Raw genomic sequence first — 16,378 nt, 5'->3', positions numbered from 1 at the left:
GAGTTGGCGGCTCCCAGGCAGAGCCGGACCTGGTCGAAGCCGTTGCCGTCGCTGTCGTCGGTGTACGCCATGGTGAGCGCGCCGAACGGGGAGGAGGCGACCGCGAGTTGCTCCTGCCGGCCGGTGGTGGTCTGGCTGACCGACCCGGCCGGGAGCCGGCCGGTCGAGGTGCCGTCGGGGTTCAGGCCGCGGGCCCACACCGCCGGGTCGGTGCCCGTGACGCTCCAGCCGACCACCACCCGGCGCTGGTCGTCGACGCCGACGGTCGGGTTGCCCGCGCCGGTGCCGGTGGAGACCTCGGTCTCGGCCGCGCCCGGGGTGCCGGCCGCGGTGAACGAGCGGGCCCACACGCCCGGGACGCCGGTGTGGTCGGACTCCCAGGCCACCGCGAAGTCGCCGTTGAAGTCGGCGGCCACCGCCGGGTGCCGCTGCTGTCCGGCGCTGACGCTGTTGGCGCTGCGGCGGGTGAGCGTGACGGCCCCGTTCGCCTTGGCCAGCCGCACCAGGCCGATCTGGTAGTAGCCGTTGCCGTCGGTGTCCTCGTCCCAGACCACCACCGCGTCGCCCGAGGCGGAGGTCGCCACGTCGGGGTCGTGGTGCGCGCCGCCGGCCGCGTTGACCGTCACCTCGTACGCCTTGGTGGCCGTCCCGGTGAACCCGGCCGCCTTCACGGTGGCCGCCGCGCCGTCCTGGACGTCCTCCCACACCACGGTGAAGGCGACCGCGGTGGCGCTGCCCGGCGCGCCGTCCGGGTCGACCGCGACGCGCGGGTGGAGCTGCTGGCCGTCGGCGTCCGCGTTGGCCCGGCCGGAGCCGAGCAGGGCGCCGGTCGGGGAGAGCACCCGGTAGACGATGTTGTAGTAGCCGTTGCCGTCCGGGTCCTCCGCCCACACCACGACGGCGTTGCCCCGGTCGTCGAGCCCCACGTCGGGCTGCAGGTGGCGCCAGGCGGTGCCCGCCGTGCCGCCCGCCGAGAGCTTCTGCTCGTACGCGGAGGTGCCGTTGCGGAACATCCGCACCCACACGTCGCTGTGCGCGTCGTCGGCCGGGTCGGTGCTGTCGCGGTCGTCCTCCCAGACCACCGCGGTGTCACCGATCCGGTTGGCGGCGACCGCGGAGGTGTCCTGGTCGCCGGTGGCGGCGCTGTTCGCGGTCGTCCAGGAGGTCGGCCCGGCCGCCGAGGCCGGGACGGCCAGGGCCAGCAGGGCGGCGCAGGCGGCGGCGAACGCGCCCAGTGCGGAGAGCTTACGCATCGGCCAACCCCGGCTGTCCGTCGTGGATGTGGAAGGTGCGGGCGGTGGTGGCCGCCGCGCCGTGCTCGGTCACCGTCGCCACCGAGCGGAAGTCTGCGGTGATCTGCGCGGGCGTGATCCGGGTGCGGACGTAGCCGCGCCGGTCGGAGTAGAACCGCAGGTGCGGGTTGAGCGCCCCGTTGGGGACGGCCGTGGTGGCGCTGCCGTTGCCGCCGCTGGTGATGGAGGTGCAGACCAGTTCGGAGCCGATCGTCGCCGAGGACGGGTCGGCGTAGTCCGCCTTCAGGTCGTTGCCCCAGGAGGCGTGCACGTCGCCGGTCAGCACCACCGGGTTGCGCACCGCCCGGTCGGTGATGCCCTGCTGGATCCGCGCCCGGCTGGCCCGGTAGCCGTCCCAGGCGTCCATGTTCATCGCGCCCGCCGAGTTCACGTTGCGGGCGAAGAAGACCTGCTGGCCGATCAGGTCCCAGGTGCTCAGGTGCTGGCCCAGGCCGTCGAGCAGCCACGCCTCCTGGGCCGCGCCGGTGATCGAGCGGGACGCCAGGTCGGCGTCGGCACAGACCTTGCTGCCGTCGCCGCACGCCTGGTCGTCGCGGAACTGGCGGGTGTCGAGCATGTGGAAGGTCGCCAGGGTGCCCCAGCGGACCCGGCGGTAGAGCTGGATGCTGTTGCCGACCGGGGTGGCGGCGGCGCGCAGCGGCATGTTCTCGAAGTACGCCTGGTACGCGGCGGTGCGCCGGGCCGTCCACTGGGCGGCGGTCAGGACGGGGCTGCTGTCGGCGCGGACCATGTTCGCGTAGTTGTTCTCCACCTCGTGGTCGTCCGGCACCACCAGCCACGGCGCGATCGCGTGCGCGGCCTGCAGGTCCGGGTCGGTGCGGTAGAGCGCGTAGCGGCGGCGGTAGTCGGCCAGCGAGACGATCTCGCTGCCCAGGTGCTGGCGCACCCCGTTGGTGGTGGCGCCGCCCTCGTAGATGTAGTCGCCCAGGTGCAGGATCAGGTCGGGGCGGTCGTCGGCCATCCGGCGGTACGCCGTGTAGTAGCCGCTCTCGTAGTGGGCGCAGGAGGCGAAGGCCATCGTGAAGTCGCGCCCGACGGTGGTCGGCGACGGCGCGGTGCGGGTGCGGCCCACCGGGGAGACGAACCCCTGGGCGCGGAACCGGTAGTAGTACTCGGCGTCCGGGGCGAGGCCGCCGGCCAGCACGTGCACCGCGTGGGCCTGGGCGTAGCGGGCGGTGACCGTGCCGGAGCCGACCAGGGTGGCGAAGCTCTCGCTGGTGGACACCTGCCAGTCGACCGCGACGTCGGCGTCGGGCATGCCGCCCTGGCCGTCCGCGTTGGTCGGGGCGGGGGCCAGGCGCGTCCAGAGCACCACGCTGCTGTCGTCCGGGTCGCCGGAGGCGACGCCGAGCGTGAACGGGTAGGGGGTGGCGGCGGCCGACGAGTGGGCCGCGGCACCGAGTTGGAGTGCGGCGGCACCCGCGGTGGTGAGCCCGCCGAGGAGGAATATGCGGCGACTGAGGTTGCTCATGACCGTTCATGGTCACGGCCCCGGGTGAACTCCCGGCCCTACCGCGGGGTCCGACAAGTGACATGACAGCGGCGGGAGTTGACCGTCAGGATCGGCCCTGCCGGTGCACCGGGCAGTCCGGGTGCCGGTACGGGGCCTTGAGGCCCTGGACGGGGCGCAGTTCGGCCTCCCAGTCGCCGGAGATGACGCCGCGGCGCAGCAGGAACAGTTGGTTGGCGCGGCGGCGCAGGTGCGCCCGGTACTGCCGGACGGTCTCCTCGCCGTTGACGGCAAGCTCGGCCACGACCTCCTCCAGCAGACAGCTGGAGCAGGCCCCGAGGGGGTGGTGGCGGTCCCGGCCGATCCCGGCCTCCTCCAGGCCCCAGACGGTGATGGTGCCGTCCGGACCGACACCCGTCAGCACGGCCTGCGGGGAGCCGTCCGCGGTGCACAGCCCCAGCAGACGGGCCCGGAACTCGGCGGGGGCGACCGCGACCAGCGGCTTGTTGAACCGGCGGGCGAGAACCACCAGCAGGTGCGCAAGCGCGGTGGCGACGACGGTGACCCAGCCGGCCACCAGCAGCCAGCCGGGGCCGTCACCGAGACCCGACCCGATCGCGACGGCCGACCAGAACAGCGCGGAGACGTAGTCCAGCGCACGGGACCCCTGCCGCGCGACGATCCGTAACGCGGACCACCCGGCCAACACCGGAAGGGCCACCAGCCCAGCAGTCTGCCACACGCTCATGCCCGCCCCCTGACTCCCCCTCAGCTGAGGATGTCCGCACCGGAGGGGCCTCAACCCTCGGGCTCCGGAAGGAAGCGCTGCGCGCGGCAGGGCGGGGCGGGGCGGGACAGGGTCGGATGTCCACGCGCGGAGGCTCTCGGCCCTCGGGGCGGGGGTGCCCGCTGGGTGGGGTCAGCGGCGGCGGGTGCCTCGGGCGGTGGTGGGGACGGTGAGGCGGTGCGGGCGGTCGGCGGCGAGGAGGTCGTCGAGTTGGCTGGTGACGGTGGTGCGCAGGTCGTCCTCGTCGGTGAACTCGTGGTCCTCGAACAGGGAGTGGCCGGTCCACATCAGGTTGGCGCAGACCTGGGCGGGGACCTGGCCGGTCTGGGCGCCGAGGCCGACCAGGGCGACGGAGGCGATGCTGCCGGGGGTGGCGGCGTTCTGCCGGTGGACGGCCTGGAAGGCGGCGGCGCAGGCGAGGGCGACGTTCAGCGTCTGGCTGACGTTCTGGGCGGAGGTGCGCATGGTGGGGGTGGAGATCAGGAAGCGGGGCACGGCCGCGCCGGAGGGCACGCAGACGGCGCCGCCGACCTCGAGCGTGCCGCCGTGGCCGTCGCGGATGGCGCGCTGGACGCGCAGTTGGATGCCCGCGCCGAGGTGCCGCTTGATCACCGCGTCGAGGCCGCCGTTCATCAGGCCGCGGGAGTTGGTGGGGGTGACCCAGGCGTCGACGTCCACGTCCAGGATCGAGCCGGTGCGGATCTCCACGCCCGGGGTGCCGGCGAACGCGGTGCGCCAGGCGTCCACCACGTCGGTGTTGAGGTCGGTCAGCACCACGCGCAGCGGCTTCGGGGCGTGCTTGACGGTCATACGGGCGAACTCCGTTCGGCCGGGGGCTCGTTGTCGGTTCCGACGTTACCGGTGGGCACTGACAGGGCCGGCCCTGCGGCCTGTCGGCGGCGTGGCCTAGCGTGATCTTCGATCGCACCGCCTCCCGTACCCTCTCCCGGTTGGAGTCCGCCATGTCCGAGCCCACGCCGCCCGCCGCCGACCCGAACGACCCGCTGGGGCTCGCCGAGCTGTTCAAGGGCGGTGGCGAGGAGTGGTTCCCGGTGCTGAAGCGGTCGATCGAGCTGAATCGGGACGCGGCCTCGTTCATCGGGCCGAACCGTCCTCAGGACGTGGTGCCGGTACGGGAGTTGACGTTCCAGGCGCTGAAGCCGAACCCGCCGGGCAAGTGGAAGGTCGTGGTGTTCGGGCAGAACCCGTACCCGCGGCCGGAGAGCGCGACCGGCATCGCGATGTTCGACAACACCTTCCAGAACTGGGCGGACAGCCAGTTCGGCCGGGTGGTGAGCATCCGCTGCATCATCAAGGCGGCGGCGATGTGGAAGTACGGCATCCCGAAGAAGACGCCGATCGCCGACCTGCGGGCGCTGCTGGCACAGCACGGCACCGTGCAGCCGCCGGAGTGGTTCCAGGCGATGCTGACCCAGGGCGTGCTGCTGCTGAACGCGGCACTGACGGCGAGCAGTGACGGTTCGACCTCCCCCGCGGCGCACACCAAGTTCTGGAAGCCGGTGGCGACGACGATCGTGGAGGAGATCCTGCGGGCCAAGCAGGAGGGTCCGGAGGAGGACCGCGGGGTGGTGTTCGCCTGGTGGGGGACGCACGCGCGGGCGCTGAAGCAGTCGGTGGAGTGGATCGCCCGGCGCTACCCGGACGTGCAGGTGCGGCACATCGACCACCCGAACCCGGCGGCGCAGGGTGACGTCTTCTGCGACGGCGAGCACTTCGCGCAGGTCAACGCGGCCCTGGAGGGCCTGGGCGCGGATCCGGTGGACTGGCTGCCCAGCGCGGGCTGGCAGGCCGCGGCCGCCGCCGAGGGCCGCACCGACGAGGGGACGGCCTCCCGGATGGGCGCGTTCATCGCCTCCACCATGGAGCTGCACCAGCTGTACCTGGAGCGGCTCGCCTCGGTGAAGGACGAGGGCCTCGAACTGCCGCCCGTCACGGGCGTGTTCGACCTGGAGCGGCTGGGCTTCCGGGAGGCGGTGGAGCCGGTCGCGGGGCTGCTGCGCGGCCTGGAGCGGCACGTCGGCTCGGCGCACGAGTTCGGCAAGCGGCACGCGGACGCCGCGGCGGGCTCCGCAACGGGCTCCGCGGCGGGCGGGCTGGACGCGGAGGCGGTGGCGGCGCTGCACCTGTACACCTGCGAGTCGGCGTTCTACCGGGAGCTGAACGCGGCCCTGCGCCACCCGGACCGGGCCCGGCTGACCCCGTACCTGCCGTACCTGCGGCTGCTGTTCGACGCGGTGGGCCGGCTGCCGGTGCGCCCGGAGCCGCTGTGGCGCGGCGTCGCGCTGGACCTGCGGGCGCAGTACCCGCTGGGGCGGACGGTGACCTGGTGGGGCGTCTCCTCGTGCACCTCGCGCCCGGAGGTGGCCCGCTCGTTCCTGGGCAGCCGGGGCAAGCGCACCCTGTTCGAGGTGCGCCCGGCTCGGGCGGTGGGCATCCGGGAGTTCTCGGCGTTCACCGAGGAGGAGGAGTACATCCTGCTGCCGGGCACCCAGTTGACGGTGACGGACGTGGTCGCCGAGCGCGGCGGGCTGTGCACGGTGACGCTGACCGAGTCGGCGGACGGGCCGCTGGTGTCCTGAGCGGGGGCTCGCGGGACGGGGGCTCATGGGGGCCGGCCGGGGGCTCGTGGCGGCCGGCCGGGGCGTTCGGTGTCCGGAAGGGGCGTCCGGTGCCCGGCCGGGGCCGGGAGGTGCGCCCCCCGGCCCGGCGTGCGCCCCTTGCCGTGCCTCGTCGCGGGAGGTGAGGGGCGGGGGGATCTTCCCTGACGGGGGCTGGTTTGATTGACTTCGCGTCATGACCTCCCGTGTGTTCGAGTCCGTGCCGCCCGATCCGATCGCCTACCTGGACCGGCTGGCCGTCTCCGAACTCGGCCGGGAGTACAAGTCGGTGATGCTGGCGGCCCTGGCGGTCGAACGCGGGCAGACGGTGGTCGACCTGGGCTGCGGACCGGGCACCGACCTGGCGTCGCTGGCCGAGGCGGTCGGCCCGGCGGGCACCGTGCTGGGGGTGGACCACGACCGGGAGGCGGTGGACGCCGCCGCCGAGCGGACCGGGCACCTGTTGCAGGTCGGCGTCCGACTGGGCGACCTGCACGAACTGCCGCTGGCGGACGGGAGTTGCGACCGGGCCCGCACCGACCGGGTGCTGCAGCACGTGGCCGATCCGGCGCTGGCGCTGCGCGAGGCGCGCCGGGTGCTGCGGCCGGGTGGGCTGCTGGTGCTGGGCGAGCCGGACTGGGGGACGCTGACCGTCGACCACCCGGACGCGGCGCTGACCGCCGCGTACACCCGGTACGTCACCGACCAGGCGGTGCGCAACGCCCGGATCGGCAGCCAACTGCCGCGGCTGGCCGCCGAGTCGGGGCTGGAGGTGGTGGACGTGCGGCCGCTCACCCCGGTGTTCCGCGAGGTGTCGGCCGCCGACCGGGTGCTGGGCCTGCAGCGGGTCACCCACCGGGCGGTGGCGGCGGGCTACTTCACGGCCGAGGACGCGGACCGTTGGCTGACCCACCTGGCGACCGGGCACTTCCTGGCCGCCGTCACCTTCCACGTGGTCACGGCTCGGGCCTGACGGCCGGCCGCTCGCGGGGGAGGGCGAGGGCGAGCAGGTCGGTGAAGACGCCGATCGGGTCGTCCCAGCCGCTCGCCGGGTCGGTCCAGTCGCCGTTGGTGTTGACGGTGAGCCGGCGGGTGCCGTCGGCGGTGGCGAAGGCGTACGTCCAGGAGCCGAAGGTGGCGCCGCCCATCCCCCAGAGCGGCTCGGTGCCGCCGGGCGGGGTGAGGGCGCAGATGCCGAGGCCGTAGGCGGCGCCGGGGAGCCAGTCCCGGGTGGGGACGGTGGTGAGCAGCTGCCGTTGCTGGGCGGGCGGCAGCAGGCGGCCGGTGAGCAGCGCGGCCAGGAAGCGGTTCAGGTCGGCGGCGGTGGAGACCAGGTCGCCGGAGGCCCAGAACGGGGCGGGGTCGAGTTCGGTGGCGTCCAGCACGGGCGCGCCGGGGTCGGTGCGGAAGAGCCTGGTGTAGTGGCGGGCGTGCGGGGCGGGCAGGCCGTGCTCGCCGGCGGCGGGCAGGCGGGTGCCGGTCAGGCCGAGCGGGCGGCTGATCCGCCGGTCGATCTCGGCGGCCAGGGTGCGGCCGGTGGCCCGTTCGACCAGCAGCCCGGCCAGGACGTAGTTGGTGTTGGAGTAGGCCCAGCCGGTGCCCGGGGCGAACGTGCGCGGGCGGGCGGCGGCGATCTCCAGCAGCGTCCCGGGCGGGTGGGTGGCGTACCGGTCGAGTGCGGCCGGGTCGTCGGTGTGGCTGGGGACGCCGCTGGTGTGGTCGAGCAGCATCCGGACGGTCACCCCGGCGGCCAGTTCGGCTTCGGGGAGCGGCAGTTGGTCGGTCACCTGGTCGTCCAGGCCGATCCGCCCCTCGGCGGCGAGCTGGAGGACGACGGTGGCGGTGAAGGTCTTGGTGATGCTGCCGACCCGGAACCTGTCCTGCGGGGTGCGCACCCGTCCGGTCGCGGTGTCGGCCGCCCCGGCGGTGGCGCGCCAGCGGTGCGGGCCGTCGTGGAGTTCGACCAGGATGCCGGGGATCCCGCCCCCGGTGACGGCCCGTTCGAGCAGCCGCCGGATCTCCGGCCGGTCGGTGCTGGAGTCGGTGTCGGCGTCGGTGTCGGCGTCGGTGCTGGAGCCGGTGTCGGCGTCAGCACCGGTACCGGTGTCGGCGTCGGTGTCGTGTCGTTGCACGGTGGCGGGTCCCCCTGGCCCCGGGCGGTTCAGTGGTCGGACGGTTCAGTGGTCGGACGGTTCAGTCGTCGGTGCGCCGGTGGTCGGTCTCCCGGCGGTCGATCGCGGCCTGGGCCCGCCGGGCGAGCCCGGTGCGGTCGACACCGGACAGGGCCAACGCCCTGGGCACGGTGCCGACTTCGGCGCACAGGACGCCGAGCAGCAGGTGGGCGGAGGTGAGGTCCTTCTTGCGGGCGGCGGTGAAGCCGCGTTCCATGGCGAGCTTGCTGGAGGCCCCCAGCCGGGGCCGTTCGCCGCCCGGGGTGGGGGCGGGCAGGCCGTGGGCGTCCGGGCTGACGCCGACCGTCCGCAGGCTGTGCTCGAACTCCCGGTCCAGCGCGGCCCGCACGGCGTCCCGGTCGAGTCCGGCGGCGGCCAGCAGCCGGGCGGCGGTGTCGGGCTGCCGGCCGGTCTGCCGGTCGGAGTCGGTGGTGGCGAGGGCGAGCAGCAGGTGGTGGGCGTCGGTAGTGGCCGAACCGTCCAGCCGGGCCTCGTCGGCGGCCCTGAGCAGGACCGCGTGCAGGTAGTGGTCGAACGCGCTCATTCGCCGCGCCTCCTCAGCGTGACGCCGCCGGCGATCAGCCGCTTGGCGTGCTTCTTGTGGACGGCCTGCCGGGTGACGCCGAGCGCCTCGGAGACCTGCGGCCAGCTCCAGCCCGCCCGCATGGCCTGTTCGACGGCGGCGTCCTCCAGCCGGTCGGCGAGCCGGCGCAGGGCGGCGACGGCGGCCAGCGCGTCGGCCGGGTCGGCGGGGAGGGGGGTGTCGTCCAGCGGCATGGGAGCAACGTAGGTTGACTGCCCGCCATAGTCAACCTCAGTTGCTAATCCCCCCACCGCCACCCCCCGCCTTCCCCCCACCATCACCCCCGCCGTCACTCCCCCGGTCGGGCCCGTCGCTCGTACCGGGCGCGGGCCAACTGGTGGGCGGCATAAAGGAGTTCGCGGACGTCCTCGGCGGTGCGCCCGGCCGGGTTCACCACGGCCAGCCAGCCGGCGGCGGCGTAGACGGGGTGGGCGATCACGGTGTCATCGGCCCCGGAGGTCGGCCCGGGGACCGGTCCGTGACCGGTCCGGCGGACGAACTCCTCCCTCCCCGCGGCGATGTTGACCCGGTAGGCGCCCGGCCGGTCCAGGCGGGAGGTCGTGTCGCCGGGGTAGTTCTTGGTGACGACCGTCGCGAACGGCTGGCCGGTCTTCGGGAGGACGCCGTCGGGGGCGTAGTAGAAGAAGGTGTCGCCCCAGCTGATCTCCGGGGTGCCGTCGCCAGGGGCGGGGCGCAGGGTCAGGACGCCGTCGAGGCCGGCCGTGAAGTCGATGATCTCGTCCATGGTCATGTGCTCTAGCGTGGCATTCACGTGCTTGTGGAGACTTCGGCGGTCGAAAGGCGGGGATCGGGGTGCAAAGTCTCAACTCGGGGGTGCTGCGGACGGTGGACGTGGCACGGCGCGCCGGCTGCTCGGTGCAGCTGGTCCGCAACCTGGAGCGGGACGGGGTGCTGCCGCCCGCCGACCGCACTCCGGCCGGGTACCGGGCCTACACGGAGGTGCACCTGCACTCCGCGCTGGCCTACCGGGCGCTGGCGGCGGGCGCGGGCCCGGCCGAGGCCGGGCGGATCGTCCGGGCCTTCCACCGGCCGCCCCGGGCGGAGGCGCTGGCGCTGCTGGACGCGGCGCACGCCCGGCTGGACGCGGAGCGGGCCCGGCTGCGGCTGGCCCGGGAGGCGGCGGGGGCGATCGCCGGGGAGCCGATCGGCGAGGTGCGCGCCTCGGACGCGATGGGCGTCTCGGAGCTCGCCGCCGCCCTGGGCATGCGCCCCTCCGCGCTGCGGCACTGGGACGCGGAGGGCCTGGTCGTCCCCGACCGCGATCCGGTGCGGGGCACCCGGCGCTACACTCCGGCCCAGGTCCGCGACGCCCGGATCGTCCACCAGCTGCGCCTGGCCGGGCACCGGATCGGGCCGCTGCGGGCCCTGCTGCCCGAACTGCGCGGCGCCCGCGGCCCGGTGGCGGTCACGGCGGCGCTGGCGGCCCGCGACGAGGGGCTGACCGCCCGTTCGCTGGCCCTGCTGGAGGGGGCCGCCGCGCTCGCCGCCCTGCTGGCCCGGGACCGGGCCGGGAGCTGAGCCGGGGGCCGGAGAGCCGAGCCGGTCAGCTGTGGCAGGAGACCGCGAGGACCACGGCGTCCGGGTCGAGGGCGTCCAGGTAGTCGTTGGTCTCCTGCCAGTAGGCCGCCGAGTCGCCGCGCCGCCTGATGTCGGTCCAGTTGCCGTCCATCCGCAGCAGGGCGTAGCCGGGCAGGGCGGAGGCGCGGGCCAGGGCGAGGTTCTCCGCCCGGTCGGGGGTGAACGGGAACGGCCAGCAGGGCCGGGGACCGCCGGACGCGACCCATTCGTCGTGCCGCCGCCCGATGGTCCGGGCGTGGGCGTCGCGCAGCGCCTCGAAGTCCAGCAGCCCGCGCGGGCCGCCGTCGCAGCGGTGCGGCAGGCCGTGCAGTCCGTCGCGTTCCGGGTCGGGTTCGTAGTCGTCGTGGACGAGCAGGCGCGGGTCCCCGGCGGCCTCCGGGAGGTGCAGCAGGTAGGGGCCGTCCTGCTGGTGGAGGCTGTAGTAGTCCCACTCGCCCCGGGGGTTGTAGGTGCTGAGGAAGTAGCCGCGCCCCGCCTCGTCGACGTACACGTGGTCGGGGTCGCCCGGCAGGTGGCCGAGCCTGCGGTTGACGGTCTCGGCGACCTCGGCCCAGCTGAGGCCGTCCCACTCCGGCAGCGTCCCGTTCTCCCGCATGCCCCGGACCCAGCCCTCGTCCTGCGGCCGCTCGGCGGCGTAGGCCCGGTACTCGGGCACCTCGAGTTCGATCCGGTAGGGCGCGAGGCGGGCGGCGGTCTCCTCGTAGTAGCGGTCGGGCGGCGTCGGCGGCAGGACGACGAGCATTTCGTAGTGCGACATCGGTGGTTCCCTCGGGTGCGAACAGTACGGTGCGGTGCGAACAGTGCGGTGCGAACGGTGCGGTGCGAGCAGCGTGGTGCGAGCAGCGTGGTGCGGGCGGTGCGGTCAGCAGTGGCAGGAGACGGAGAGGACCACCGCGTCCGGGGCGAGGGCGTCCAGGTAGTCGTTGGTGTAGCGCCAGAAGTCGTCGGGGTCGTCCATCGGGCTGCGCCGCCAGTCGTCGGCGTCGGTCCAGCTGCCGTCCAGGCGGAGCAGGGCGTAGCCGGGGGCGGCGGAGGCGCGGGCTCGGGCGATGTTCCGGGCTCGGTCGTCGGTGAACCGGAACGGCCAGTGCGGGGGTTCTTCGCCGCCGGCGGCCCAGGCGTCGTGGTCCTCGGCGGCGAAGCGGGCGGCGGCCTCGCGCAGCGTCTCGAGGTCGAGCAGGCCGCGCGGGCCGCCGTCGCAGCGGCGGGGCAGGGCGGCCAGCCGGTCCGGCCGGCCGTAGCCCTCGGGGTAGTCGAGGCCCCAGAGCCTGGAATCACCGGTGGCCTCCGGGCGGTACGGGAAGTGCGCGCCCTCGGTCCGGTACATCAGGTAGGCGTCCCACTGCCCGTTCGGGTTCCACTCCCGCTGCCAGAAGCCCCGGCCGTCCCCGTCGAGGTACAGCGCCCGGCTGTCCAGGGGGCCGTAGCCGTGCGTGGAGTTGTGCGTCTCGGCGACCTGGGCCCAGGTCAGTTCGGCGTCCGGGGGCAGGGCGCCGGTGGCGCGCAGTTCCTCGACCCAGGGGACGCCGTTCGGGTCCTCGGCGTCGTACCTGCCCTCCAGGTCGGAGTAGGGCTCCATCGCCTCGGCGAGCACCTCCTCGTACTGCTCGGGCGGTGTCGGCGGCAGGACGACGAGCACTTCGAACTTGGACATCGGTTTCCCCCTCCGGGCGGTCCGGCCCGGCCGGACGCGGGTGACCGGCGCAGTCTGGCATCCGGCCGGACGGGGGCGCACCCGGGTTTCGCGCGGGCCGGGCCGGGTGGGGCCTGGCGGGGCGTCAGGTGCCGTCGGCGGCCTCGATCTGCCGGATCAGGCGCTTGAGCTGGGCGACCTCCTCGCGCAGGGCGTGTTCGCCGGCCGGGGTGAGGGTGATCCAGGTGCGGGGGCGGCGGCCCTCGTAGCCCTTCTCGACGGCGACCAGGCCGGCCTTCTCCAGGACGGTGAGGTGCTGGCCGAGGTTTCCGGCGGTCAGGTCGAGGGCGGTGCGCAGGAAGCCGAACTCGGCGCGGCGGGCCTGGTGGGCGACGGTGAGGATGCCGAGGCGGACGCGCTGGTGGACGGTGTCGTCCAGGGCCTTGGCGGGGTGCTGCTCGGCCTCGGCGGGGCTCCCGGCGGGGCTCCCGGGGCGCTCGACGGGGGTCTTTGCGGCGGTCATCCGGCGGCCTGCGGGCGGGCGCGGCGGGCGGCGAGGCCGAACAGCAGGGCGCCGGTGAGCAGGTAGAGGGCGGGGACGCCGTGCTGGGTGGCGGCGGACCAGGGCCCGGCGCCGTGGCCCCACCAGCCGAAGGTGACGGGGGTGAGCTCGATCAGCAGGTAGCCGAGGGCGAACAGGGCCAGCGCCCGGCCGCGTTCGATCCGGGCCAGCACGAGCAGCGGCACGCCGATCGCGGCGGCCCCGCCGAGGAACCGCTGGAGCAGCAGGGTGCCACGCGTGTTCGCGGCCAGGTGCAGGCCCCAGAAGTCGAGGTCGGCGCCGGGGGCGGGCTGGTTGGCGCCCCACCAGGTGGTGGCGGCGAGGGCGGCGACGGCGGCGGCCCCGGCCAGCACGTACGGGCGCACGGGGGTGTCGACGCCGCGGCGGCGGGCACGGCGCAGGCACCAGAGGGCGGTGGCGGCGTACGCGGCGAGCAGGGCGAGCGCCCAGTAGGCGGGCGAGCCCTGGCGGGTGAGCGTGCAGGGGTCGCCGGGGCCGGGCCCGCCGTCGGGGCAGAGGACGGTCTCCTGGCGCCAGGTGAGCCGGCCGACCGGGACTCCGCCCAGGGTGACCAGGCCGAACAGCAGCAGCGGGATCCACGCGTCGCGCTGGACCGCCCGCACCTTCCTGGTCAACTCGCCGAGACCGGACAGGACTTCACGGGGGGTGCCGGGCAGCGGCACCGAGGCGTCTGTCATGCAGTCAGCTTTGCATCACAGACCATTTGGCACAAGAGAGTGACCGGGATCGGGGAACGCCGAAGGGGCGGGCGCCACCGGCACCCGCCCCTTTCCCGGTCCTGCGGACCCGCTGCCTCCCCGGCGCCCCGTCAGGCCCGCCCGAGGGCGCGGTCGACGGCGATCTCGATCACCACCCGCTCGGGGTTCTCCCGGGGCTGCCGGTAGCGCTCGGTGTAGCGGCGTACGGCGTCGGCGACGGATTCCGCGTCCTGCCGGATCACGGCCCGGCCCTCCAGGGTGGCCCAGCGGGCCCGGTCGACCTGGCAGAGCGCGACCCGCTGCCCGGCCTCGCCGGCGGCGAGCACGTTGCGGACCTTGCGGCTCTCCCGGCTGCTGATCACCCGCGCGGTGCCGGTGGCCGGGTCGAAGGTCGCGCCGACCGGGACGACGTGCGGGGTGCCGTCGGGGCGCAGGGTGGTGAGGGTGCACAGCTGGTACTCGCGCCAGAAGGCGAGGTAGGCCGGGTCCAGGTTGCGGATGTCGTGTGCCATGGTCCGCATGCTAGTGCCGCGTCAGGCGGCCTTCGCCCGTCGAGGAGCGGCGTCCGGTGCGGCGGGCGGCCCCTCCTGCCCGGCGGCGGGCAAGGAGGGCGCGTGCCGAGGGGGCACCTCCCAGCCTCCCTCGGGGCTGGGGAGTCGCGACGGGGCGAGGGTTGCCTGGCGCGGCACTGGATCCCCTTCCGGGCGGCGTCGACAACGTCCGCATCGAACGGAAGCGCCTGACCGGGCGCGGAATTCCGACCGGACGCGAGCCAGGACTGTTCACCGGGCCGCGGCCGTCACCACCGCAACTTCGCCCGGCGGGCCCAGGAGCGGCCCGATCACCCGGACCGCAGCACCGAACACCGGGCACCGGCTCACGTACCGCCGTCTCGAGCCCGCGGTCTTCGCGGCCCCGCGGTCTTCGCCGCCCCGCGCTCCGCGGTGGTACGGGGCGGGCGTCCTGCCGGTCAGCGTGCCCGAGCGAGGTCCAGCAGGAGGTGCATGACCGCAACCGGCAGTGCCGGATTGCTTGCGGCAGCCGCGGCATGGGCCGGCAGGGTGAGCCGCCGGAGCAGTTCGTCGGCGGGCAGCCGGGGATCGCACACCGCCCAGCCGCCCACCTCGGGGTCGTCGGCGAGCCGCAGCACCAGCTCCGGCCCGGCCTCCGGATCGTCCAGCGCGGCCCGCCGCAGCCGCGGGTCGGGGTCCTCGGCGAACCGGGCCAACCCGGGCCGGGCGAAGTTGCGGTGGTGACGGTACCCCGACCAGTACCGGTCCTGCACCGTGGCGTACAGCTCCACCAGCAGCTCGTGCGGAGCGTCCTCGCACCGTTCGGCCAGCGTGCGCCGCACCCGCTCGTCCTCGTCCGCCGCCAGCAGGGCCACCACGTCCGGTGCCAGGTGCGGCTGAGCCGCGAGCACCCGCCGCAGCCCCACGTGCGCCGACCTCGCGATCCGGCGGGCCGCATCCGGATCGGTCGCCTGCCGTGCGATCCAGGGCGGCGGCGACCAGAAGTCCTGCCACACCGTGCACGGAATCGCGGTGCGCTGCTCCTCCGTCAGCTCCTCCCGCATCGACACCGCGAGCCGGACGTCGTTGTCGGGATCCTCCGCCAGCCGCAGGGCGAGGACGGTCGGCACCTCGGGATCGGCGGCGGCCTTCATCCGCACCGCCGGATCCGGGTGCGCCACCCGCTGATCCGCCGTCAGTGCGGTCGGCGGCTCCTGCACCGCGGCGGGCGGCTGCTCGCTCTCGCCGACGATCCGCCGGATCTTCGGGTCCGGGTCCTGCGCCAGGATCTCCAGCACCCCCGCAGGGATGCGGCGCTTGTACTCGAAGAGCATCACCGCGTACACGAACCGGACCCGGGGTTCCGGATCCTGCGCGAGCCGGGCCAGCACCTCGACGTCCGCCGTCGCGTTCTCCGTCACGTCCAACCGGTGCCGGATCTCTGGCGAAGCCACCAGCAGCTCCGTCGCCGCGGTGTCCAAGGTCCTGCTCCGAAGCCAAAGGCTCGACGCCGGCAGTTCGTCGAACTCCAGCAGCCGGGCCAGCACCTCCACCGGCAGCGCCTGATTGCCCGCCAGCCCCTGGAGCCAGCCGTCCACCACATCGCCGTCCGCAGCCGCCCGCTCCAGCGCCCCGCCCAGTACGTCCATGCGGCCATTCTCGCCGGTCCGCCGGAGCAGTCGTCCCGACCCCGTGCGAAAGCGGGCATCGACTCGCGTACCGTCCTGCGGATTTCGGTGGCCCGGACGGTCGCGGCGTGAAAGCCTCGTGGCCGTGTCCACCGAAAGCGAAGTGGGAGAGCTGTTGCGGCGGCGCGGCTGGCGGGCGGCGTTCACGGTCGCCGGTCGGGTGGAGGCGTGGGCCGCCCTGGTGGACTCGGTCGAGCGCGGCTACCACGACGACGTCTACGAGTACACCAACGACCTCTACTGCCGGAACTGGCTGCACGAGGCGTGGCTGCTGCTGGACGAGCACATCGTCCAGCTGTGGACCCCGCAGATCAGAGCCGTGGACGACCGGTACCGAGCCGCGACCGTCTATGACGACGGCCAGGCGCTCGACCGGTTCCACCGGCTTCCGGGCCCTGACCTGTGGTGGTGGCGGCGGCACCCCCGCCTCCTCACCGGAGATCTCGGGCGCTCCCTCCGCTCGGCCGGCGCCGTCGGGACGGACGACGACGAGTAGCGGCCCCTGGTGCGCGCCCACCCACGGGCGGCCCGGCCGGCGGATCCGACGACCGCCGCGGCGGATGCCGTTGCGGCGCCGGCGGGAACGGTGGGCGGCCCCGGGCGCGGCGGCGTCCGCCGGGAGCGGTAGCGTCGCCGCTGGTGGGGGCGGTCTCCGCCGTGGTCGGAGGGGAGTTGCGGGTGTCGGCGGTCGAGGCGTGGGCGGAGGGTCCGGCGGTGGAGGGTCCGGGGGCGGAGGGCGCGCG

At 74.8% G+C, this 16,378-nt stretch carries 18 protein-coding genes; 4 read left to right on the top strand and 14 right to left on the bottom strand.

Annotation, left to right across the window (positions count from 1 at the left end; translation table 11 throughout):
- The 4 genes from ACFUEL_RS18565 to ACFUEL_RS18550 all read right to left on the bottom strand — a co-directional run.
- On the bottom strand, nt 1-1,253 hold a 1,253-nt coding region (locus ACFUEL_RS18565; RefSeq protein ID WP_380237405.1), incomplete at its 3' end, for a hypothetical protein.
- Complete coding sequence (locus ACFUEL_RS18560; RefSeq protein ID WP_380237404.1) at nt 1,246-2,784, bottom strand: alkaline phosphatase D family protein; 1,539 nt, start codon at nt 2,782-2,784, stop codon at nt 1,246-1,248. The genes ACFUEL_RS18565 and ACFUEL_RS18560, both read right to left, overlap by 8 nt.
- Nucleotides 2,785-2,869: 85 nt before the next feature.
- Nucleotides 2,870-3,511, bottom strand: coding sequence for a hypothetical protein (locus ACFUEL_RS18555; RefSeq protein WP_380237403.1), 642 nt, complete (start codon nt 3,509-3,511; stop codon nt 2,870-2,872).
- A 171-nt stretch (nt 3,512-3,682) separates the two neighbouring features.
- Entirely contained in the window at nt 3,683-4,360 is a 678-nt protein-coding gene (locus tag ACFUEL_RS18550; protein ID WP_380237402.1) for a macro domain-containing protein, read from the bottom strand.
- Nucleotides 4,361-4,512: 152 nt separating this feature from the next.
- Between ACFUEL_RS18550 and ACFUEL_RS18545 the strand changes: the two genes are divergently transcribed.
- Nucleotides 4,513-6,150, top strand: a complete 1,638-nt coding sequence (locus ACFUEL_RS18545) for an ADP-ribosyltransferase domain-containing protein (protein WP_380237401.1) — start codon at nt 4,513-4,515, stop codon at nt 6,148-6,150.
- 214 nt (nt 6,151-6,364) lie between these two features.
- Nucleotides 6,365-7,141 (top strand): methyltransferase domain-containing protein, encoded by a 777-nt coding sequence (locus ACFUEL_RS18540; RefSeq protein ID WP_380237400.1) that lies wholly within the window; start codon nt 6,365-6,367, stop codon nt 7,139-7,141.
- Here ACFUEL_RS18540 and ACFUEL_RS18535 read toward each other — a convergent pair.
- The 4 genes from ACFUEL_RS18535 to ACFUEL_RS18520 form a co-directional block, all read right to left on the bottom strand.
- Nucleotides 7,125-8,300 (bottom strand): serine hydrolase domain-containing protein, encoded by a 1,176-nt coding sequence (locus tag ACFUEL_RS18535; protein ID WP_380237399.1) that lies wholly within the window; start codon nt 8,298-8,300, stop codon nt 7,125-7,127. The genes ACFUEL_RS18540 and ACFUEL_RS18535 overlap by 17 nt on opposite strands.
- Before the next feature lie 61 nt (nt 8,301-8,361).
- On the bottom strand, nt 8,362-8,883 hold the full coding sequence (locus ACFUEL_RS18530) for a Clp protease N-terminal domain-containing protein (protein WP_380237398.1): 522 nt from the start codon (nt 8,881-8,883) through the stop codon (nt 8,362-8,364).
- Nucleotides 8,880-9,116: a hypothetical protein gene (locus ACFUEL_RS18525; RefSeq protein ID WP_285740591.1), complete on the bottom strand. Its 237-nt coding sequence runs from the start codon at nt 9,114-9,116 to the stop codon at nt 8,880-8,882. The genes ACFUEL_RS18530 and ACFUEL_RS18525 overlap by 4 nt, the downstream gene beginning before the upstream one ends.
- Before the next feature lie 95 nt (nt 9,117-9,211).
- Nucleotides 9,212-9,673 carry a DUF6194 family protein gene (locus ACFUEL_RS18520; protein WP_380237397.1) on the bottom strand — a complete coding sequence of 154 codons (462 nt, stop codon included), beginning with the start codon at nt 9,671-9,673 and terminating at the stop codon, nt 9,212-9,214.
- 62 nt (nt 9,674-9,735) lie between these two features.
- Between ACFUEL_RS18520 and ACFUEL_RS18515 the strand changes: the two genes are divergently transcribed.
- The gene (locus tag ACFUEL_RS18515) at nt 9,736-10,461 is read left to right on the top strand and encodes a MerR family transcriptional regulator (RefSeq protein ID WP_380237396.1); all 726 of its coding nucleotides are present in this window, start codon (nt 9,736-9,738) and stop codon (nt 10,459-10,461) included.
- Nucleotides 10,462-10,486: 25 nt separating this feature from the next.
- Here ACFUEL_RS18515 and ACFUEL_RS18510 read toward each other — a convergent pair whose 3' ends face one another.
- From ACFUEL_RS18510 to ACFUEL_RS18485, 6 genes are all read right to left on the bottom strand, one after another.
- Nucleotides 10,487-11,278: a hypothetical protein gene (locus ACFUEL_RS18510; protein WP_380237395.1), complete on the bottom strand. Its 792-nt coding sequence runs from the start codon at nt 11,276-11,278 to the stop codon at nt 10,487-10,489.
- Between the two features lie 105 nt (nt 11,279-11,383).
- A complete protein-coding gene (locus ACFUEL_RS18505) occupies nt 11,384-12,175 on the bottom strand; it encodes a hypothetical protein (RefSeq protein ID WP_380237394.1) in 792 nt (263 codons plus the stop codon).
- Between the two features lie 124 nt (nt 12,176-12,299).
- Nucleotides 12,300-12,677 carry a winged helix-turn-helix domain-containing protein gene (locus ACFUEL_RS18500; protein ID WP_380237393.1) on the bottom strand — a complete coding sequence of 126 codons (378 nt, stop codon included), beginning with the start codon at nt 12,675-12,677 and terminating at the stop codon, nt 12,300-12,302.
- The gene (locus ACFUEL_RS18495) at nt 12,674-13,414 is read right to left on the bottom strand and encodes a hypothetical protein (protein WP_380237392.1); all 741 of its coding nucleotides are present in this window, start codon (nt 13,412-13,414) and stop codon (nt 12,674-12,676) included. The genes ACFUEL_RS18500 and ACFUEL_RS18495 overlap by 4 nt, the downstream gene beginning before the upstream one ends.
- Nucleotides 13,415-13,545: 131 nt before the next feature.
- Complete coding sequence (locus ACFUEL_RS18490) at nt 13,546-13,947, bottom strand: pyridoxamine 5'-phosphate oxidase family protein (RefSeq protein ID WP_380237391.1); 402 nt, start codon at nt 13,945-13,947, stop codon at nt 13,546-13,548.
- Nucleotides 13,948-14,405: 458 nt separating this feature from the next.
- Nucleotides 14,406-15,596: a hypothetical protein gene (locus ACFUEL_RS18485; RefSeq protein WP_380237390.1), complete on the bottom strand. Its 1,191-nt coding sequence runs from the start codon at nt 15,594-15,596 to the stop codon at nt 14,406-14,408.
- Nucleotides 15,597-15,720: 124 nt separating this feature from the next.
- Here ACFUEL_RS18485 and ACFUEL_RS18480 point away from each other — a divergent pair, with 124 nt between their 5' ends.
- Nucleotides 15,721-16,131, top strand: a complete 411-nt coding sequence (locus ACFUEL_RS18480) for a hypothetical protein (protein ID WP_380237389.1) — start codon at nt 15,721-15,723, stop codon at nt 16,129-16,131.
- The last annotated feature ends 247 nt before the right edge of the window (nt 16,132-16,378 follow it).

The sequence above is a fragment of the Kitasatospora sp. NPDC057198 genome, assembly GCF_042670125.1.
Lineage (GTDB): Bacteria > Actinomycetota > Actinomycetes > Streptomycetales > Streptomycetaceae > Kitasatospora.
The sequence above is the reverse complement of the archived record's forward strand: the minus strand, read 5'-3'. Positions and strand labels throughout refer to the sequence as shown.